Origin of the sequence: Moraxella sp. FZFQ2102 (assembly GCF_024137865.1) — a bacterium.
Lineage (GTDB): Bacteria > Pseudomonadota > Gammaproteobacteria > Pseudomonadales > Moraxellaceae > Moraxella.
Genome location: NZ_CP099960.1, coordinates 1,219,342 through 1,239,690 on the forward strand (window position 1 = coordinate 1,219,342; position 20,349 = coordinate 1,239,690).

The 20,349-nt window shown below is 49.1% G+C and carries 20 protein-coding genes and 1 CRISPR repeat array (1 of these 21 only partly in view); of the genes, 13 read left to right on the forward strand and 7 right to left on the reverse strand.

Annotated features, from left to right (window positions below):
• Nucleotides 1-77: 77 nt before the first annotated feature.
• The 3 genes from NGM44_RS05755 to aroE form a co-directional block, all read right to left on the reverse strand.
• Entirely contained in the window at nucleotides 78-1,898 is a 1,821-nt protein-coding gene (locus NGM44_RS05755; protein WP_253222795.1) for an acyl-CoA dehydrogenase C-terminal domain-containing protein, read from the reverse strand.
• A gap of 243 nt (nucleotides 1,899-2,141) precedes the next feature.
• Nucleotides 2,142-2,288 carry a hypothetical protein gene (locus tag NGM44_RS05760; RefSeq protein WP_253222796.1) on the reverse strand — a complete coding sequence of 49 codons (147 nt, stop codon included), beginning with the start codon at nucleotides 2,286-2,288 and terminating at the stop codon, nucleotides 2,142-2,144.
• A 99-nt stretch (nucleotides 2,289-2,387) separates the two neighbouring features.
• Nucleotides 2,388-3,185, reverse strand: coding sequence for a shikimate dehydrogenase (gene aroE / locus NGM44_RS05765; protein WP_253222797.1), 798 nt, complete (start codon nucleotides 3,183-3,185; stop codon nucleotides 2,388-2,390).
• 193 nt (nucleotides 3,186-3,378) lie between these two features.
• Between aroE and NGM44_RS05770 the strand changes: the two genes are divergently transcribed.
• The 9 genes from NGM44_RS05770 (at nucleotide 3,379) to NGM44_RS05810 (ending at nucleotide 10,714) form a co-directional block, all read left to right on the forward strand.
• The gene (locus NGM44_RS05770; protein ID WP_253222798.1) at nucleotides 3,379-3,963 is read left to right on the forward strand and encodes a hypothetical protein; all 585 of its coding nucleotides are present in this window, start codon (nucleotides 3,379-3,381) and stop codon (nucleotides 3,961-3,963) included.
• Nucleotides 3,960-4,772, forward strand: a complete 813-nt coding sequence (locus NGM44_RS05775) for an aminotransferase class IV (RefSeq protein WP_253222799.1) — start codon at nucleotides 3,960-3,962, stop codon at nucleotides 4,770-4,772. Before NGM44_RS05770 ends, NGM44_RS05775 begins: the two co-directional genes overlap by 4 nt.
• Before the next feature lie 97 nt (nucleotides 4,773-4,869).
• Complete coding sequence (mltG, locus tag NGM44_RS05780; protein ID WP_253222800.1) at nucleotides 4,870-5,967, forward strand: endolytic transglycosylase MltG; 1,098 nt, start codon at nucleotides 4,870-4,872, stop codon at nucleotides 5,965-5,967.
• 29 nt (nucleotides 5,968-5,996) lie between these two features.
• Nucleotides 5,997-6,614 carry a dTMP kinase gene (gene tmk / locus NGM44_RS05785; protein ID WP_253224637.1) on the forward strand — a complete coding sequence of 206 codons (618 nt, stop codon included), beginning with the start codon at nucleotides 5,997-5,999 and terminating at the stop codon, nucleotides 6,612-6,614.
• Nucleotides 6,615-6,763: 149 nt separating this feature from the next.
• Nucleotides 6,764-8,155: a trypsin-like peptidase domain-containing protein gene (locus NGM44_RS05790; protein WP_253222801.1), complete on the forward strand. Its 1,392-nt coding sequence runs from the start codon at nucleotides 6,764-6,766 to the stop codon at nucleotides 8,153-8,155.
• 131 nt (nucleotides 8,156-8,286) lie between these two features.
• Nucleotides 8,287-9,192: a 4-hydroxy-tetrahydrodipicolinate synthase gene (gene dapA, locus NGM44_RS05795; RefSeq protein ID WP_253222802.1), complete on the forward strand. Its 906-nt coding sequence runs from the start codon at nucleotides 8,287-8,289 to the stop codon at nucleotides 9,190-9,192.
• A gap of 27 nt (nucleotides 9,193-9,219) precedes the next feature.
• Entirely contained in the window at nucleotides 9,220-9,492 is a 273-nt protein-coding gene (locus tag NGM44_RS05800; RefSeq protein ID WP_253222803.1) for a hypothetical protein, read from the forward strand.
• A 77-nt stretch (nucleotides 9,493-9,569) separates the two neighbouring features.
• Nucleotides 9,570-10,283: a phosphoribosylaminoimidazolesuccinocarboxamide synthase gene (gene purC / locus NGM44_RS05805; RefSeq protein ID WP_253222804.1), complete on the forward strand. Its 714-nt coding sequence runs from the start codon at nucleotides 9,570-9,572 to the stop codon at nucleotides 10,281-10,283.
• 110 nt (nucleotides 10,284-10,393) lie between these two features.
• The gene (locus tag NGM44_RS05810; RefSeq protein WP_253224638.1) at nucleotides 10,394-10,714 is read left to right on the forward strand and encodes a YqfO family protein; all 321 of its coding nucleotides are present in this window, start codon (nucleotides 10,394-10,396) and stop codon (nucleotides 10,712-10,714) included.
• A 64-nt stretch (nucleotides 10,715-10,778) separates the two neighbouring features.
• Here NGM44_RS05810 and parC read toward each other — a convergent pair whose 3' ends face one another.
• The 3 genes from parC to NGM44_RS05825 form a co-directional block, all read right to left on the reverse strand.
• The gene (gene parC, locus NGM44_RS05815) at nucleotides 10,779-13,004 is read right to left on the reverse strand and encodes a DNA topoisomerase IV subunit A (protein ID WP_253222805.1); all 2,226 of its coding nucleotides are present in this window, start codon (nucleotides 13,002-13,004) and stop codon (nucleotides 10,779-10,781) included.
• A gap of 145 nt (nucleotides 13,005-13,149) precedes the next feature.
• Nucleotides 13,150-13,437, reverse strand: coding sequence for a 4a-hydroxytetrahydrobiopterin dehydratase (locus NGM44_RS05820; protein ID WP_253222806.1), 288 nt, complete (start codon nucleotides 13,435-13,437; stop codon nucleotides 13,150-13,152).
• A gap of 94 nt (nucleotides 13,438-13,531) precedes the next feature.
• Nucleotides 13,532-13,807 (reverse strand): GNAT family N-acetyltransferase, encoded by a 276-nt coding sequence (locus NGM44_RS05825; RefSeq protein ID WP_253222807.1) that lies wholly within the window; start codon nucleotides 13,805-13,807, stop codon nucleotides 13,532-13,534.
• 237 nt (nucleotides 13,808-14,044) lie between these two features.
• Between NGM44_RS05825 and ettA the strand changes: the two genes are divergently transcribed.
• From ettA to NGM44_RS05840, 3 genes are all read left to right on the forward strand, one after another.
• A complete protein-coding gene (gene ettA / locus NGM44_RS05830) occupies nucleotides 14,045-15,706 on the forward strand; it encodes an energy-dependent translational throttle protein EttA (protein WP_253222808.1) in 1,662 nt (553 codons plus the stop codon).
• Nucleotides 15,707-15,902: 196 nt separating this feature from the next.
• Nucleotides 15,903-16,211, forward strand: coding sequence for a hypothetical protein (locus NGM44_RS05835; RefSeq protein WP_253222809.1), 309 nt, complete (start codon nucleotides 15,903-15,905; stop codon nucleotides 16,209-16,211).
• Nucleotides 16,212-16,311: 100 nt separating this feature from the next.
• Nucleotides 16,312-16,524 carry a hypothetical protein gene (locus tag NGM44_RS05840; protein WP_253222810.1) on the forward strand — a complete coding sequence of 71 codons (213 nt, stop codon included), beginning with the start codon at nucleotides 16,312-16,314 and terminating at the stop codon, nucleotides 16,522-16,524.
• Nucleotides 16,525-16,748: 224 nt separating this feature from the next.
• Here the strand turns inward: NGM44_RS05840 and ompR are convergent, their stop codons facing one another.
• Nucleotides 16,749-17,483 carry a two-component system response regulator OmpR gene (ompR, locus tag NGM44_RS05845; protein WP_253222811.1) on the reverse strand — a complete coding sequence of 245 codons (735 nt, stop codon included), beginning with the start codon at nucleotides 17,481-17,483 and terminating at the stop codon, nucleotides 16,749-16,751.
• 284 nt (nucleotides 17,484-17,767) lie between these two features.
• Here ompR and NGM44_RS05850 point away from each other — a divergent pair, with 284 nt between their 5' ends.
• Nucleotides 17,768-20,113, forward strand: coding sequence for a helix-hairpin-helix domain-containing protein (locus NGM44_RS05850; RefSeq protein WP_253222812.1), 2,346 nt, complete (start codon nucleotides 17,768-17,770; stop codon nucleotides 20,111-20,113).
• 99 nt (nucleotides 20,114-20,212) lie between these two features.
• Nucleotides 20,213-20,349: direct repeats of the CRISPR family, unit length 28 nt; unit sequence TTTCTAAGCTACCTATGCGGTAGTGAAG; it runs 1,393 nt beyond the window's last position.

Consider the following 20,349-nt stretch of genomic DNA (forward strand, 5'->3'; position numbering starts at 1 on the left):
GGCGTCATATACAAACAAGCCCATGCAACCATCTGCATGGGCTTGTTGTTTGTGGGCTGGTTGTTTAAGTTTGGGCATTATTCCAAAAACGCAAAATGCTCAATATCCATCTGCATCATGATTTCGCTTGGTACAGTCATGCTCTCAGCGTGTGCCGAGCTTCTTGGTAGCAGTTTTTCAAAATAAAACTCCGCCGTTTGAGTTTTGGCAAGATAAAACTCTTTTGGCTGCTCGCCACCATTTTTGAGCTTATCAAAACTCACCGCCGCCATGCGAGCCCAGTGATACGCCATCATCACATAGCCTGAATACATCAAAAAGTCATCTGATGCTGCCGAGACGATATCACGGTCTTTGCGAGCGGTTAGTAGTAGGCGTGCGGTCAGCATATTCCACTCAGCACACAGCTTGGTGAGTGTCCAGACGAATTTACGCATATCTTTGTCCAGTGCATATTCACCACACCATTTCATAATGCCTGCTGTATAGTCACGGATGACCTTGCCACCGCCATGCAATAGCACCTTGCGACCGAGTAGGTCAAGTGCTTGCACGCCTGTAGTGCCTTCGTACAGTGTTGAGATGCGGGCATCACGAGCAATCAGCTCCATGCCTGATTCTTTGATATAGCCATGACCGCCGTAGATTTGCTGACCATGTTTGGCACATTCGATGCCAAGCTCAGTCAAGAATCCCTTAAGAATGGGTGTATAAAAACCAATCTTATCATCCCATTGTTTGATGGCTTCTTCATCACCTTTTGCCACCGCTTCGGCAAGCTTATCCGCATAGCGTGCGGTGTGATAGATCATCGAGCGCGCACCTTCGGTAAATGCCTTTTGGGTGAGTAGCATACGGCGTACATCCGCATGGTGGATGATGGCATCGGCAGGCTGATTTGGCTCTTTGGTGCCTGATAACGCACGCATCGAGCGGCGTTCTTTGGCGTATGGCAGGGCGTTTTGGAACGACAGCTCCATGTGTGATAGGCCTTGGATGCCTGTGCCGATACGCGCGGTGTTCATGTAGGTGAACATGGCTTTTAGGCCTTTGTTTGGCTCGCCGATGAGAAAACCTGTCGCGCCATCAAAGTTGATCACGCAAGTGGCTGATGAGGTGATGCCCATCTTATGCTCAATCGAGCCACAAGTCACCGCATTGCGCGCGCCGACTTCACCAGTGTCGGTCGGCAAAAATTTCGGTACGATAAACAGCGAAATGCCTTTGGTGCCAGCAGGCGCATCGGGTAGGCGAGCCAGCACGATATGCACGATATTTTCGGTCAAATCATGCTCACCGGCTGAGATAAAGATCTTACTGCCTGTGATGGCATAAGTGCCGTCATCGTTTGGCACGGCACGGGTTTTCATTTGGTTTAGGTCAGTACCACACTGTGCTTCGGTCAAGCACATCGTACCTGACCATTCGCCTGAGATGAGCTTGGGTAGATAAGTGGCCTTTTGAGCGTCATCGCCATACTGCAAGATGGTGTTCACCGAGCCTGTGGTCAGACCTGGATACATCGCCCACGGCCAGTTGGCAGTACCCATCATTTCAGATTTGATGAGGTTTAATGACATTGGCAGGTTCATACCGCCAAATTCTTCAGGATAGCTGATGCCTTGCCAGCCGCCTTCTACGAACTGCTGATAGGCTTCTTTAAAGCCAGTTGGTGTGGTGACTTCACCATCTTTGAAGGTACATCCTTCGGCATCGGCAGGCTGATACAGCGGTGATAGCACATTTTCGGCAAAGTCGGCAAAACCTGACAAAATCATGTCCACCGTCTCAGGATCGGCAGCCGAGCCGTTTTCAAGCGTCTGATAATGCGCCTGAAAATCCAGCATCTCATTCATCAAAAATTTAATATCACGCAGGGGGGCTTTATAAGTTAACATAAGTCATCCTTGTTAGAGTATCAGTCGATACGATTTGCAATGAAAATTGACAAGCCATCAGCATGGCTGTTAACAACACTATACAACAAATCGGATGAAGAAAAAGGATTTTTTGGCTTATGATAACTTATTTTCATAAGAAAATTTATTTTGGCAAATTTTTTGTTATTATTTGATAATCATTCATCCATAAAAAAGCGATTATTACGCATCGAATAATCGCTTTGTCTTGCCATGCTTTGCTTATAGCTTGCAGGCACCACCTTCACAGCCCTCATCATTGATGCTATCGACGCCACCTTCGACAGCCATGCCATCAAAGTCATCAAATAGATTATCCAAATCGTCAAAATCGACCTCAAAATCGTCTGTCATCTGCTCGCTCATCATCTGCTCCTATCTACAGTTTTAAAATTTAAATTTGCCTAAGGTTCGCCTAAGATGGTGCTGCTTACCAAAAATTCAAGGTGTAATCAGCCGTCACCTGCATCACTCGGGCAGTACCACCGCTGACAAATCTACCGCTGCCCCTGTCCACAGTTCAAAGGCAAGCTTGGCTTGATGAATCAGCATCCCATAGCCATCAGAGGTGCGTGCGCCTTGCTTGGCAAAATGCGCTAAAAATGCCGATGGCTTGCCATACATCATGTCATAAGCAAAATCTGCCGTGACGCGCCCAAAATCCAGCGACTGACCTGTGGTGGTTGTCGAAGTGGCATTGATGATGACATCAAAGTGGGTGGTATGTTGTAGTTCATCTAAACTGTGTGCAGATAGATTAGGGTGATCAAAGTCTTGCACCAGTTGCTCAGCTTTGGCAAGCGTGCGATTATAAATCGCCAAGTGCGCACCATGAGACAGCAAGGGTAAAATCGCCCCACGAGTCGCACCGCCTGCACCCAAGATGGCGATTTTTTTATGAGTTAAATCAACATCTTGGCTAATCAGATCTGCCACCAAGCCACGGCCATCGGTATTATCGCCGTACAGTTTGCCATCACGCATCATCAGGGTATTGACCGCGCCTGCCATCTTGGCATCATCGCTCATTGCACCTGTATCTTGGCATAGCTGATGTGCGATCTCCTTAAAAGGCAAAGTGACATTGGCGCCCACACCGCCACCAGCAAAGAATGCTGATACCACCGCTTCAAAACTGTCCTGATTATCAGGACAAAACTGCCGTTGATAACAGATATCCAGTCCTACGCTGTCAGCAAAGGCGTGATGGATGGCAGGGCTTTTTGAATGACTAATTGGATTGCCAATGACGATAAAATGCTGCATAAAATTGTCCAAATCGGTGCGGTGAATCGTGGAAGTTCAGTGGTGGAAGTTTACGATAATTTTGATTGCCAATTTTATCAAAAATCCCAAGTTTTTGCTTGGGTAGTTTGCCAAAAATCCGCTTGATCATAAAATGTTTTGGGGCAAAATTGTGCTACAATGACGATATTTCATCTGTTTATCAGGACAATCTATGAGCACCGATGCGCCAAAACCGCCCAAATCCAAACTTGGCTTATTGCTGCTGGCTGCCATTTTGGCGGTGGCGGCGGTATTACTGATCACTTTTCGACCAGTGACCGATGCTGAGACGGTGGTCGCTGATGATGGCAAGCCTGTGGTCTATGAGCCTGTGGTCTATGATACCAGCACTTGGCAGAGCGTGCCGATGCGCGTATCAAGTATTGATGAGTTATCGGGTGAGCTTGGCAGGACTGCCACCGAAGAAGACGCCCTAGATTTTTATGGCAATCAAGCGACACGCTACCGCTACAGTGCCAAGCAGGGCGTGCCTTTTTATAGTATCGACTCGGCAGCTGCCTTTGAAGTGGTGTGGTATTATCCTGCGCCGACCGATGATGACGCCACCAAAAATCAAGCGGTGGAATACGCCAAGCGCGTCTATCGCATGATGGGCAGATTGGGCGGTGAGACCGGTACGGCAGTGGTCGCACAGATGCTGCGCGGTGATGCTATCGCGCCAAAGTCCGTCGGCGCGCTTAAGCTTGTGCAGGGGCGCTGTGAGCATTATCAGTGCCGTGTGGTGTTTGATAAATGACGGTACGGTTTTATCAGTTTGACGGTGCGCTACAGGCGTCTGATGCGCGCATGGATGAGCGTGCGTTTTGCTATGGCGATGGGTTTTTTAGCACCATTGGCGTGCATGATGGGCAGATGCTGTGGGCGGACGGACATCGTGTGCGTGTGATCGCAGGGCTTGGCGCACTTAAGATGGTGCTTGATATCGATGGTCTGATGGCGCAGCTACATACCTTGGCGGCAGCGATCACAGAAGGTCTCATCAAAATCATCATCACGCGCGCGCCGCAGTCTGTGCGTGGCTATGGTTATCGTGGTGGTGATAGTCGTGCCACTGCGTATATCAAATGCCAAGCGATGCCTGTGTATCAGGCGCATCAGTGGCAGGACGGATTACCGATCGCGATGCCTGTCGATATGATTTGCTTGGACAGCCAAATTGCCCACCGCCCACCGCGCCTAGCAGGGCTTAAGCTGATCGCCTGCCCTGATCAGGTGCTGGCACACGCTGAATTATTGGCGCGCCAAGATCAGGGCGCAACCGATGGCTTGGTTGCCAATGTGCATGGGCAGTATATTTGCGCGACGATGGGTAATGTGTTTTATCAAATTGATGGCGCATGGTATACGCCGCCTGTGAACCTATCTGGCGTAGCTGGCGTGATGCGCGCCCAAGTGCTGACAAGTGATTACTTTGGACATATCAGTGAGCGCGTGCTGATGCAGGGTGATTTGAGTGCGATTCAAGCGATGTTCATCACCAATGCTGTGCGCGGTATCATTCCTGTGTGGCGTTTGGATGGGCGGGTGTTGGATCAGTTTGTCTAATGATATCTATTAGCATAGTGTTGTTTCACACAGGATTTGAGTGTTAATTGGGCGAAAATTTGCTACAATTGGCTAAATTTTTTTATGAAGTATTTTTATGGCAAATTCTACGCGCAAAAAACCCGTCAGGCAACCTGTCAAATCTTCACAGAAGACCAAGCCGATCTTGATCGTGCTGATTCTTGCTGTCATCATCGCACTGATCGTGCTTTATCAGACGCTGTTTGCCGCGGCGGTGGATACCGAGCAGCAGGTCAGCGTCGAAAAAGGCGATACTTATTATAGCTTGCTTGCCAAGCAGGGCTGGACGGATAATGCGCTTGCTTTGCCTGCACTTGCCAAGGCGTATGTGTCATTGAGTGCAGATAAGCCATTGCAAGCAGGTAAGTACACCATCCCAAGTGGTGCAAGTCTTGCTAGCATCATGGACATCTTGCAGCAAGGCGGTCAATCCGAGCAAGTCGTCATCCGCATCGTTGAAGGCAAGACCATCAAGGATCTGTACCAAGCGATCAAAACTACCGATGGCGTGACGCTTGAGCTATTGACGCCACCGGCAGATGGCTATGCGTGGACAGATGTGGCGCGTGATAATGCTGCGGTTGCTGCGGCGCTTGGGATTGATGCGCCCAATCAGCATTTGGAAGGTTGGTTTGCGCCCAATACTTATCATTTCAATGCAGGCGTGAGCGATAAAGCCATTTTACAAAAGCTGTATGATGACCAAAAGCGCATCTTGGATGAAGCATGGCAAGCGCGTGATGACAATTTACCATATCAGACGCCGTATGAAGCTTTGATCATGGCAAGTATCATTGAAAAAGAGACAGGCATCGCCGATGAGCGCAGTTTGGTGTCGTCGGTATTTGTCAATCGTTTCGCCAAGGATATGAAACTGCAGACCGATCCGACCATCATTTATGGGCTGTTTGACCGCTATGATGGCAAGATTTATCGCAGTAATATCAATGAGAAAAACGAGTATAATACTTATCAAATCAATGGCTTACCGATCACGCCGATTGCACTGCCGTCCAAAGAATCCATCCTTGCGACCATGCATCCTGATAAGTCTGATGTGCTGTTTTTCGTTGCGACAGGCAATGGTGGGCATAAATTCAGTAAAACGCTCGATGAGCATAATAAAGCGGTAGAAGAATATCGCGCGGTGATGCGCCAAAAGGAAAGGCAATGACAGATACGCATAAGGCAGATGCCAAGCAATTGACAGGTAAATTCATCAGCTTTGAAGGGACAGAAGGCGTCGGCAAGACCACGGCGATCGATGGCTTGGTCGCGCGCCTACAAGCACGGGGCATACAGGTGCTGCGTACGCGCGAACCTGGGGGCAGTGTGCTTGCCGAAGAGCTGCGTGCGATGTTTTTGGATCCTAATCGCAGCATCGATGCTGATACTGAGATTTTGATGATGTTCGCTGCGCGCGCTGATCATATCCATCAGGTGATTATCCCTGCACTACAAGCGGGCAAATGGGTGATTTGCGATCGCTTTTTTGACAGTACGGTGGCGTATCAGGGCTTTGGTCGCTTTGATGGTGATCAGGCGGCGCTTGATAAGATTGAGCTGTTGATTGAGCATTTTGTGCCGATCAGTCCAGATGTGACGCTGTGGCTGGATTTGGATGTGGCGACAGGCATGATGCGCGCAGGCAAAAGAAGCGCTGCCGATCGTCTAGAAGCCAATGCGCTAAGCTTTTTTGAAAAAGTGCATCAAGGATTGAGCCATCAAGCTGCACGCCACCCACAGCGCATTCATCGCATTGATGCTGATGGGACGATTGATGAAGTGGCGGCGCGCATTGATCGGGTACTTGGGCTGTAGATTGGCAAGGATTGTTGCTGGCGCGTAGGATTTGGGCAAGGTATTGTCGCCAAAGCATACTTGACGGTAACTTTAGATTTTTGCATACTAGGCGCAATCATGCTTATCATCGCCGAGCTTGGATTTGGCAGGCGAAACAAGGATTGCTTATGAAAAAAACAGCACTGAGCGGATTGCTTGCCCTAAGCCTATGGATGCCTGTCGCCATGAGCGTGCCGATGACGGCACACGCGGTGGTGGGCGTGGATTTCTCCCAATTGGTCGAACAAGCATCGCCATCGGTGGTGCGTGTGAGCATCACCAAAAAAGTCGATACTCAAACCCTAGCCAAAGCGCAGGCGATAGAGATTTTAAAAGATTATTTGGGTCAAGATGTGCCGCTGCCTGACGCACCGATGCTTGAGCAGGGCTATGGCACGGGCTTTTTTATCAGTTCTGATGGTTATATTTTGACCAATCACCATGTCATCGCTGATGCCGAGAGTATCACCGTCACCCTAAGCGATCGCACGGAGCTGGATGCCAAATTGATCGGCAGTGATGAGAGTTCAGACATCGCGGTACTCAAGGTACAAGGCACAAACTTCCCTGCACTGCCTGTGGCAAAAGGCGATACGCTCAAAGTCGGCGAGCCTGTACTTGCCATCGGTTCGCCGTTTGGCTTTGATTATTCGGCATCGGCAGGGATTGTCTCTGCCAAATCGCGCAGCATTCCAAGCGAAGGCACAGTACCTTTTATCCAAAGTGATGTCGCCTTAAACCCCGGTAATTCAGGCGGGCCATTATTCAACCAAAAAGGCGAAGTCGTCGCGGTCAATTCGATGATTTTTAGCGGTACGGGCGGCTATATGGGGCTGTCGTTCTCGATTCCAATTGAGACGGCGATGGATATCTATCAGCAGATCCGCGATACAGGCAAGGTGACGCGCGTGCGCATGGGCGTGACCATTCAAGATCTGGATCGTAATTTGGCGCAAGTCTATGGGCTTGAGCGTCCTAAAGGCGCGCTTTTGACCAAAGTCGTGCCACAGTCGCCAGCTGATCAAGCAGGCTTACAAGCAGGCGATGTGGTCTTATCGTTCAATGATATGCCGATCAACCTGGCGCATGAATGGTTCGATTTGACCAACAAAGCCAAGCCGCACGATACTTTTTATTTGACTTATCTGCGTGATGGTAAGACTTATCAAGCCAAAGGGCAGTTCGGTGATGCAGCAGATGACATCGCCGCTGACCAAAAACGCCAACAAGACGGCGTGCGCTTGGGCGTGCGTCTGCGCAATCTGACCGTGCTTGAACGCCGCGCGCTGACAGAACAAGGCATCCAAGGCGGCGTGATGATCACTTCGGTGGATCTGGTGGGTAATGCGTCGCGCGCTGGCATCCAAACGGGGGATATCTTGGTCGGCATGAACCGTGTGCCAATCCGTGATGCCGAAAGTTTCGCCGCCCAAGTCGCTGCCTTGCCAAATAAAGGCGTGGTCGCGGTGCAGCTGATCCGCCAAGGCGAGCCGGTGATTCTTGGGATGCGCCTTGAATGAGCGTGATTGAATAATTATTTAAATGCAACAAATTTCGCTGTAACATTGACCATTAAATGTGATAAACTAAATAATCCAACAAGAAGTTGGTGTAAATTTAGACCGATTGACAGACCGAGCAAGGCTTTTGTATGACAGACGCATATCAAGACATCAAATCCAAACTTCGTGGGGCGATCACTGCCCTGATCACACCGATGACCCCAGACGGTGCGGTGGATTATGATAAGCTTGCCAAGCTGATCGAATGGCAAATCGCCGAAGGCATTCATGCTTTGGTCGCGGTCGGTACGACAGGCGAGTCAGCGACTTTGAGTGTGGCTGAACACAGCGAAGTGATTAACTTTTTTGTCAAGCAAGTGGCGGGTCGTGTGCCTGTGATCGCAGGTACGGGTGCGAATTCAACGCATGAAGCGATCGAGCTTACTCGCCATGCCAAAAACGCAGGCGCGGACTGTGCGCTACTGGTCGTACCTTATTATAATAAGCCGACCCAAGAAGGGATGTATCAGCATTTCAAAGCCATCGCCGAAGCGGTGGATATGCCACAGATGCTGTACAATGTCCCTGGTCGCACGGTCGCTGATATGAGCGAAGAGACGGTCAATCGCTTGGCGGATATCGATAATATCGTCGCGATCAAAGACGCCACAGGCGATGTCGAGCGTGGCAAAAGCCTAATTAAGCGCGTCGGTGATCGTATCGTCGTGCTATCGGGTGACGATCCGACCGCGCTTGAGCTTGTTAAGCATGGTGCAGCGGGTGATATTTCGGTGACTTCTAATGTCGCACCAAAAGCGATGAGCCAAGTATTTGGCTTGGCATTAGAAGGCAAATTCGACGAAGCGGCGGCGATTCATGACACCATCAAGCATCTGCACCAAGATCTGTTCGTTGAGTCTAGCCCACAGCCGACCAAATATGCCTTGTATAAGATGGGCAAGATTGACAAAGGTATTCGCTTGCCACTGGTATGGCTGTCGAATGAATATCACAGCGTGATCGATGCAGCATTGGCGAAAGCGAACCTGATTTAACTCACTTTTTGAGCAGTTGGAATGTGTATGAAAACTTTAAAATTGACAGCAGTTATTATGGCGGTGATGACAGCACTTACAGGCTGTGCCGCCACCAAAAGCCTACTGGCAAAGCGCGATAACGGCAGCCTAGATTATCGCACAAGCGAGAAGATTGCACCGCTACAACTGCCAGCAGAACAGCCTGCAGCAGAGTTTGTACCGCTGTATCCGACACCTACCGTTAATGAAAAATCATCAGATTTTATTAATGAAGCAGGCAAGCAGTACGAGCTGCCTAAGCCACCAAGCGTGCGTTAATTCATTAGAAGTGCGATGTCGATGCGTCGCACTTTTGTGTTTAGATTTCCTTAACTTTTAAGCATTTGAGAATTTCCATGGAAAAACAAGCCCTACTTTATACTGGTAAAGCCAAATCTGTCTATGAAACTGCCGATCCTGATTATCTGGTACTGCATTTTCGCAATGACGCCAGTGCGTTCAATGGCGAGAAGATGGCAAGTCTTGACCGCAAAGGCATGGTGAATAACCGCTTTAATGCCTTTATCATGCAAAAGCTTGCCGAAGCAGGCATTGAGACGCATTTTGAAAAGCAGCTATCAGACGATGAAGTCTTGGTAAAACGCCTAAAAATGATCCCAGTAGAAGCAGTGGTGCGTAACTATGCCGCGGGCGGCTTGATGAAGCGCCTAGGCTTGACCGAAGGTTTGCCACTGTTGCCGCCGACTTATGAGCTGTTTTATAAAGATGACAGTCTGGGCGATCCGATGCTGTCAGAATCTACCGCGATTGCGCTTGGCTATGCCACTCCTGATGAGCTGCGCCAAATGCAAGAGCTGACCTTGAAAGTCAATGCCGTGCTGTCGAAGCTATTTGATGACGCAGGTCTGATGCTGGTGGACTTTAAGCTTGAATTTGGTCTGTTCCACGGCCGTGTGGTCTTGGGCGATGAGTTCTCACCAGATGGCTGCCGCCTGTGGGACAAAGAGACTAAGAAAAAGCTGGACAAAGACCGCTTCCGTCAAGGCTTGGGCGATGTTGTCGAAGGTTATGAAGAAGTTGCGCGCCGTATCGGTGTACCGCTTGCCTAATGCTTGGCTTTTGATGACTTAATTTGATGATGGGTTGGTTAAAATTCGGTGCTGTAGCTGTATCTGTGTTTTAATCAACCTTATTTTTTGGAAAAATCATGTATTTTCAAATGTATAAAATCGTTACCTACATTCCAGAGACGCATCTGGAAGTGGTAAAAACCGCGATGTTCGCCGCTGGTGCGGGGCATTATGGTAATTATGAATGCTGCAGCTGGCAGACATTGGGCATGGGGCAGTTTCGCCCACTGGATGGCGCAAATCCGACCATCGGCGAAGTCGGTGAAATCACGCGTGTGTCTGAGTGGAAGGTGGAGATGATGGTGCCTGAGAATAAGCTGTGCGAAGTTGTGCAAGCGTACAAAGACGCGCACCCTTATGAAGTGCCTGCCTATGAAGTGTATCAGACAGTGGATGTGGAAGGGGATTGATCATCAATCCAACCAAGCACCAAAAAGCGCCCAAATCATCACGATCTGGGCGTTTTTTATTGGATCAATCAGAATTTTGGATCAGTTTTGTCATGCCCGCCACTTTACCAAAGCCCTTTGGCAATGCCGCACCACGACTGGCGCGCTTGGCGGTGTAATTGGCGACATCGCTAGGCTTTAGCGTCAAGGTGCGCTTGCCTGCGGTGATGACTAGGCTGTCATTGCTTGATAAGCTTGTGATCGCGGTGATAGTCTCATCGCCTTTTAGATTGACAAGCTTATTGCCCTTGCCCTTAGCAAGCTGTGGCAGATCATCACTTGGGAAGATGAGCAGATTGCCATTGGAGACGCTCACCGCCACCAAATCATCACCATCATCCATCACAGCGATGGGCAGCAGTGTGCCATCGCCCAGATTGATACTTGCCTTGCCTGCTTTTTGGGCGGTGTCTAGATTGGATAATTGATTGATAAAGCCATAGCCTGCGCTACTTGCCATGATGATGTGTTTATCAGTCATGAAGGCAAGCTGTTCAATCTTTGCGCCATTGGCAAGGTTTAATAGGCTTGTGATCGGATCGCCTTGACCGCGCGCCGATGGCAGATGGACGGTATCAAGCCCATAGCTGCGACCTGTGCTGTCGATGAGAATCAAGCGTTCGGTCGATTTACCCAAGGCGTGCGCCAAATAATCATCGCCCGAGCGATAGTTCATCTGCATAGGATCGGTGCTGTGACCCTTGGCAAGGCGAATCCAGCCGGCTTGTGAGATCACCACCGTCACAGGCTCGCTCGTCATCAGCTCCGTGGCTTTTAGACTGGTGGCTTCGTCGCGCTCTACCACAGGTGAGTGGCGTTCATCACCATGTTCTTTGGCATCGGCGGTCAGCTCATCGATGAGTAGGGCGGTGAGCGCATCAGGGTCGGCAAGCTGATTGGCGATCACCGCGCGCTCAGCTTCTAGGCGGTCGCGCTCGGCATTAAGCTCAATCTCTTCAAGCTTGGCAAGTTGGCGCAGTTTGATGTCTAAGATGGCATCGGCTTGAATGTCTGATAAGCCATAGCGATTCATCAGCTCAAGCTTGGGGTCATCTTCTTCGCGGATGATGCGGATGACTTCATCGATGTTCAAGTAAGCGATGAGTAAGCCTGCCAAAATATGCAGTCGCTTATCGATCTTATCCAAGCGATGCTGCAAGCGGCGAATCACCACACCGCGGCGCACAGACAGCCACTCGGTGAGAATGGTTTTTAGATTTTTGACTTCAGGTTTGCCATTGACACCGATCATGTTCATATTCACACGATAGCTCGTCTCAAGGTCAGTATTGGCAAACAGATGGCTCATGATTTTATCAATCTCAAGCTTGCCTTTTTTGAGCTCGATGACGATGCGGCAAGGGTTGTTGTTGTCCGATTCGTCGCGGATTTCGGTGACCCAAGGCAGTTTTTTATCGGTCATCAGCTTTGCGATCTGCTCAACCACTTTATTGCCTGAGACCTGATAAGGTAAGGCATTGATAATAATATGGTTTTTTTCTTTTGGGTCAAGCTGATAAGTGGCGCGCATCTTGTAGCTGCCTTTGCCCGTCTCGTACATCGCGACCAAGTCTGCCTTGGGCGTGATGATCTCGGCAGTGGTCGGCAGATCAGGGGCAAGCACGGTTTGCGCCAGTTGTTTGACGGACAATTCTGGATTTTTTAGTAAGCGAATGCAGGCTTTGACCACTTCGCCCAGATTGTGCGGTGGAATGTCTGTTGCCATACCGACGGCGATGCCGGTTGTGCCATTGAGCAAAATATTTGGCAGGCGCGCAGGCAAGGTGACAGGTTCGGTGAGTGAGCCATCGAAGTTATCCTGCCAATCGACTGTGCCTTGCTCAAGTTCAGCCAGCAAAGTATTGGCATAATTACTCATCTTCGCTTCGGTATAGCGCATCGCCGCAAAAGATTTGGGATCATCAGGAGATCCCCAGTTGCCCTGACCGCTGATCAGTGGATAACGATAGCTGAACGGCTGCGCCATCAGAACCATCGCTTCATAACAGGCAAAATCGCCGTGCGGATGATATTTACCCAAGACATCACCGACGGTACGCGCGCTTTTTTTGGGCTTGGCGGTGTGCTTAAGCCCAAGCTCGCTCATGGCATAGACGATGCGGCGCTGCACGGGCTTGAGTCCATCGGCGATGTGTGGCAAGGCGCGATCCATGATGACATACATGGCGTAGTTTAGGTAGGCGTATTCGGTGAAGTCGCTCACCGAGCGGGTGTCGATGTCTGTGGTCATAATGCATATAAACTGCTAAAAAATTACTCTATGATAACAAGTTTATACGGACAAAACAATTTGTGATTGTAAAGTTTGCCCCCAAAAGATAAGCAACAAAAAAGCAATGACCGCATCAGCCATTGCTTATTTTACTTTTAATGAATTACAACGCCTGCAGCGAGCTTTCCATACGCTTGGCAAGCTGTACATCACGGCTTTGGACAGCGTGTTGGCTTGGGTCGCCGATGCGCACACTCAGCACATTATAATCATGACTCCACACAGGATAATGCTCAAGGCTTTGGGCGAAAAACGCCACGCGTACCATGAAGCTTACCGCCGTAGCAAAGTCTTCAAAAGTATAGGTTTTGATTAGGCTGTTGCCATCTAGCGACCAATTTGGCAAACCGTCAAGCTGTAGGGCGACTTGGTCGGGAGTTAAGCTGCTCATGATATTCCTTGTAAAAAAGTTGCTTGTAAAAATCTTGTCAATTCAAGCAATTTTCAAGCGGTTGGATCGATGATAAAAGTGAATGGGTTATCGCTTATTTTAGCACATTTTGGTAATCTTGGTGCTTATTTATGTAATGCGCGACAAATGAGCAGCTTGGCACGATTTTGATGTCGTGATCACGGGCAAAATCAAGCGCTGTCTTGGCAAGTGCCGAGCCTAAGCCGCGACCGCCAAGTGCATCAGGGACGATGGTGTGGTCAATGTTCCAAGTGCGCTCATCGATGATCTGATAGCTTAGATAGGCGGTGTGTCCATCGATGGTGGTCTCAAAACGCTGAGTGGCGGCATTGTGGGCGATGGTGGTCATGGCGGTGTCCTTGGTTGTGGTTATAAAATTTGTGCTTTTGGCTTATGATAAGGCAGTTTGGTGGGATTGTAAATGGGTTTTGAAGGGTGGTGATGGGATTTTCATGGTTGTGGTTGGTGGGGGTTGAATTTATTTTGCAGATTTAATTTTCAAACCCAAAATACCTTGCCCAAATCGGGTATCAATGCGATAATATCCAGTTAAGCTTTTATTGTCATTCAACCCCACAGGAAAACTATGGCTCAATATATTTACACCATGAACAAGGTGTCAAAAATTGTTCCCCCAAAGCGTGAAATCCTAAAAGACATCAGTCTGTCATTTTTCCCAGGTGCCAAAATCGGTGTCCTAGGTCTAAACGGTGCGGGTAAATCAACGCTACTACGCATCATGGCAGGCGTGGATACCGAGTTCAGCGGTGAAGCGCGCCCGCAAGCAGGCATCAAGGTCGGCTATCTACCCCAAGAACCACAGCTAGACCCGAACAAAACCGTGCGTGAAAATGTCGAAGATGGTGTGCGTGAAGCGCTGGATGCTCTTGACCGTCTGAACCAAATTTATGCTGAATATGCCGAACCAGATGCGGACTTTGATAAGCTTGCTGCTGAGCAGGGCAAGATGGAAGACATCATCCAAGCATGGGATGCGCACAACCTAAACACCCAGCTTGAAAAAGCGGCGGATGCACTTCGCCTACCACCGTGGGACGCTGATGTCTCTAAGCTGTCAGGTGGTGAGAAACGCCGTGTCGCCTTGTGTCGTCTGCTATTGTCCAAGCCTGATATGCTGCTACTTGACGAACCGACTAACCACTTGGATGCAGAATCGGTGGCGTGGCTTGAGCGTTTCTTAAAAGACTATTCAGGTACGATTGTGGCGATTACCCACGACCGTTATTTCCTTGACAATGTCGCTGAGTGGATTTTGGAGCTGGACCGTGGCTATGGCTATCCATACCAAGGTAACTACACCGAATGGCTAGAGCAGAAGAACAAACGCCTAGAGCAAGAGCAAAAGCAAGAAGAAGCCTTTGCCAAAGCGTTGAAACAGGAATTGGAATGGGTACGCAAGAACCAAAAAGGCCAGCAAGCCAAATCTAAGTCTCGTTTAGAGCGTTTTGAAGAGATGAACTCTCGTGAATTCCAACAACGCAACGAAACCGCCGAAATCTATATTCCACCAGGCCCACGCCTAGGGAATAAGGTGATTGAAGTCAATAACATCTCAAAATCATTTGGCGATCGCTTGCTGTACGAAAACCTATCATTCACCGTGCCACCGATGGCGATCGTCGGTATCATCGGCCCAAATGGTGCAGGTAAAACCACACTGTTTAATATGATCTGTGGCAAAGATACGCCAGATACTGGCACAGTCGAAGTGGGCGAGAGCGTCAAAGTCGCCTATGTCGGTCAGGTGCGTGATGAGCTAGACGATAATAAGACGGTGTGGGAAGAAGTTTCGGACGGTCTTGATATGATCACTGTGGGTGAGTACACCACGCCAAGCCGTGCGTATATCGGCCGCTTCAACTTCAAAGGTCAAGACCAACAAAAACGCGTCGGTCAATTATCAGGTGGTGAGCGTAACCGCCTACAGCTTGCCAAGACACTCAAGCAAGGCGCCAATGTCATCTTACTTGACGAACCGTCAAACGACCTTGATGTCGAGACCTTGCGTGCGCTAGAAGATGCGGTACAAGTCTTCCCAGGCACCGTGATGGTCGTGTCGCATGACCGCTGGTTCCTTGACCGTATCGCTACACACATCCTAGCATTCGAAGAAGAAGGCCCTGTGTGGTACGATGGCAACTACACCGAGTATGAAGCCTACCGCAAAAAGACACTTGGTGCAGATGCAGGCCCTAAGCGTATGAAATATAAGAAGATTGGTGGTTAAATCCAAAAGCCCGTCGGTTCTTTAGAGTCGATGGGCTTTTTACTGCATATCGGTAGCAGCATTGATTGTATGGGTGGATATGGTTATAATCTAACTGTATTTACTCAATCAAGGCAAGCGTATGTTTGGCTCAATACTTGTGTAGTCAGATGATTTTCAAGTTGGTGATGCTCCTATTTCTTTTGGGCATATCATTTTGTATAACGCTCAAACCAACAAAAGGGTTACATACAGTTTGAATTTATTGAAGACTGTTCAGGTTATTGATGAAGAAGAAATATTAAGCGCCAGTGCTGATATTAAACGCTTTACCACCAATTTTATCGCTGGCGGTGTGTTGGTGAGTGCTGGCGTCTTGCCTGCTTTGGCAACGCTGCTCATTGGTCACAATCTACCTGATAAAACAAAATCAAGATACTTGATTTATATTGAATTTACTGATGGTAAGTCAGCGATTTTACAGACCAATCAGAAAAAGTATGATTTATTGATGAAATATCAGTAATGCTACATTGCCTTATGCAGCCCATTGTGATTGCGATGGGCTTTTTGTGTGGGTAAATAACATATTTTTTAGAGATTAATATCGTCCTTGCTGCTATACTGTGAATTTTGAGTGTAAAATCACCACTGCCTTGATTTGGCTGGGCGGCGGTGGTATGATGACAACAGTCGATATGGAGTCATTGATGCTATTTATTCTATTGCTTGGCATGGCGATTATTGCCTGTATATTAGTACCTGTGATTGCTATCCCATTGGTCATCTTGGGTGTGGTCATTTATGGCTTTACCAAGGGCTTTTTGAGTCATTGCTAGATTCCTTGACTGGTAAATAATATGTCTTTAGCGATTAATATTGCCCTTGCTGCCAATAAGGAAGAAGAATTTGAATTTCTAAGTCATCTATGCGACAGTAAATACCGACCTGTCCGAATTCGGACACTTTATAAACTCCACACCCACAAACAACAATTGGGGCAAAAAACTGCCCCAATTGCTTATGATTTGCTCATCATTTGATTAATTCACCGACTGATAAATCAACCTTCTGCCCCATCTGGAACAAACACATAACCCACGCCCCAGACGGTCTGGATATAGCGCGCTTGTGATGGATTGTCTTCGATCAGGCGGCGCAGGCGCGAGACCTGCACATCGATAGAGCGCTCCATCGCACCCCATTCGCGACCGCGTGCAAGGTTCATCAGCTTATCACGGGTCAAAGGCTCGCGCGGATGCTGCACCAAAGCTTTTAGGACGCTAAATTCGCCTGTGGTCAAAGTCACGATATTGCCATCGCGCTTTAGGGTGCGTGTCGATAGATCAAGCGTCCATGGGCCGAATTCGACCACTTCCATTTGCTGACTTGGTGCACCAGGTAGTTCACGGTTTTGGCGGCGTAGGACGGCTTTGATGCGTGCTAGCAGCTCTTTTGGATTGAATGGTTTTGGCAAGTAATCATCTGCACCTGCTTCAAGCCCTGCGATGCGGTCAGCGTCCGAGCCTTTGGCGGTCAGCATGATGATTGGAATGCTTAAGTTCTCAGCGCGCAGACGCTTACAGATGGCGATACCGTCTTCATCAGGCAACATCAAATCCAGCACGATCAGCGAAAACATCTCGCGCGCAATCAGCTTATCCATCTGCTTGCCATCGTGCGCCACACGCACCACATAGCCATCATCTTCCAAAAAGCGCTGCAACAAAGCACGCAAACGCGCATCATCATCGACGACCAAAATGCGATGGGCGATGGTATCTAGAACTTCTGTCATCTCATTATCCTTAAAAATTTGGGCAAATGAACTTATGCTTTAGTGTACAATATTGCACAAAAAAATGTAACTGGTTTTGTGTTAATTTTTGCTCAATTTGCAATCTGTTTATCATAGCATGATTGTTGGGGTTTGTATTTGGTCTTAACAAGAATTAAACAAGGGGCGCGCTTATTTTTATCCAGATTTTGCCGATTTAAGCTGCGCGATAGCTTTGGCGTTTTTGTCCAAACTTGCTATAATGGGCAAATTTGCCCCAAGCGGCGTTATATAGATGATGAATTATGACCGATTTACTTCCCCAAGAGATTGACCATCAAGCGATTTATGCCAAGCTTGCCCAAGCCCATGCCGTGCGCGCATCGCAGGTAGAAGGTTTTGCCAAGCTTTTTGATGAAGGTAACAGCGTGCCGTTCATTGCGCGTTATCGTAAGGATCAGACAGGTGGCTTGGACGATGATTTATTGCGCCAGCTTGAAAAGTCGCTCATTGCTGAGCGTGAACTTGCCGCGCGCCGTATCAAGATTTTGGAGCTTTTGGCCGCCCAAAATGTGCTCAATGCCGAGCTTAGCGAGCGCGTCAATGCAGCAGGCAGTAAGCTTGAACTTGAAGAGATTTATCAGCCTTATCGTCCGCGCCGCAGATCGAATGCGACCAAGGCAAAGCTTGCAGGGCTTGAGCCGATTGCGCGCGCTGTCTTGGATGGGGCTGATCCTGTTGATGCGCTGGCAGGCTTTGTTGCGCCAAGTACCTTGACCGATGAGACGGGCGAGACTTTCGATGCTGATTTTGGTGATTTGGACAAACAAATCGCAGGCGTGCAGGCGATTATCCTAGATGACTGGGCGACGGCACTGGATCTGTATGATGCGGTGCGCACAGGCTTTAATGCCACAGCAAGCATTCGCTCTGAGCTGATTGATGAAGATAAGCGCGAAGTAGGCGAGAAGTTCAAGGATTATTTTGAGCATACTGAGCCATTTGCCCGCCTGTCCAATCACCGCTTGCTTGCTATGCTGCGCGGTCGTCAGCAAAATGTCTTGGTGTTGCATGTCGATGGCGAAGATGAGCCATTTATCGCGATGATTATTAAGCATTTTGCTGTGGATAGTGCGAAGGCTAATGGCGAGATTTTGACCGACACCGCCAAAAAACTCTGGACAGCCAAGTGGCGCGCGCAGATTGAGCATCGCTTATTGACTGAGCGCCGCGTGCAGGCAGAGACCGATGCGATTGCGGTTTTTGCTGAGAATCTAAAGCATCTGTTGATGGTCGCACCAGCGGGTCGCAAGGTGATTTTGGGCGTCGATCCAGGCATTCGTCATGGCGTCAAAATGGCAGTGATCGACAGCACAGGCGATGTGCTGGCGACGCAGACGGCGTATCCGTTCAAGCCACAAAACCAAGTGGAACAAGCGCGTGCGGTGATCGAAGAATTGATCACGGCGCATGGCGTGCAGCTGGTTGCTATTGGTAATGGTACGGCGAGCCGCGAGACCGAAGAGCTTGTCAAATCAGTCATCGCTGAGCGTAAGCTTAATGCCACAGCGCTTGTGGTGTCTGAAGCGGGCGCGTCGGTGTATTCGGCAAGCGAGATTGCGTCTAGCGAGCTGCCTGATCTGGATGTCTCGGTGCGTGGCGCGGTGTCGATTGCTCGTCGCTTACAAGACCCTTTATCTGAGCTTGTCAAAGTCGAGCCAAAAGCCATCGGCGTGGGGCAGTATCAGCACGATGTCAATCAAGCCGAGCTTGAAGCCAGTCTTGATAAAGTCACCGAAGACTGTGTGAATGCTGTGGGCGTGGATGTCAATACCGCAAGCCCTGCAATCCTTGCGCACATCTCAGGTCTGAATAAAAATGTCGCGCAGCAAATCGTCGATTATCGCCGTGCCAATGGTGCTTTTGTCAATCGTGAGCAGCTGAAAAATGTGCCGCGCCTTGGGGTGAAGACCTTCGAGCAGGCGGCAGGCTTTTTGCGTATCAAAGATGGTGATGAGCCGCTTGATGCCACGGGCGTGCATCCTGAGAGCTATGGGCTTGTGTATGAGATTCTTGCTAAGCACGGCAAATCGCTTGGCGATGTTTTGGGCAACGAAACTGCCGCCAAAGCGCTCAATGACAGCACGGATAATTTTAGCCAGCTTGCCACCGTGACTGCTGAGCTTGCCAAGCCTGCACACGATCCGCGTGGCGAATTCCGTACTGCCAAATTCCGAGATGATGTCAATGAAATCAAGGACTTGGAAGTTGGCATGGTGCTAGAAGGGGTGGTGACCAATGTCACGGCATTTGGCTGTTTTGTCGATGTCGGCGTGCATCAAGATGGCCTTGTGCATATCTCTGAATTATCCGATGATTTCGTTGAAAATCCTGCCGATGTCGTCAAGCCCCAAGACATCGTCACGGTGCGTGTGATCTCGGTCGATGAAGCGCGTGGTCGTATCGGCTTTAGTATGAAATCTGAAAAATCTGCTAAGGTGGATAAGTCAGATAAAGCCGATAAATCCGAGCGCGCAGCTAAGGCCAAATCCGAGCGCAGACCTGCTCGACAAGATAAGGCGGACAAAGCCAAGCCTGCTGCGATGGGCAGCTTTGGCGCGCTTTTAAAGCAGGCAGGGCTTGGGAAGTAGGCAAGTAGGCAAGTAGGCTTAAGCAAGATAAATATGACAAACCCATTGAAATCAATGGGTTTTTTTGTTGGTGGTTTTGGCAATGCCACCTGCCGTAGTTTTCTAAGCTACCTATGCGGTAGTGGAGCTCACTGTTTGAGTCCACGATTACAGCCAGTATTTCTAAGCTACCTATGCGGTAGTGAAGCCACCACCAACCCCACAGGGCGAGACATTGGCTTTCTAAGCTACCTATG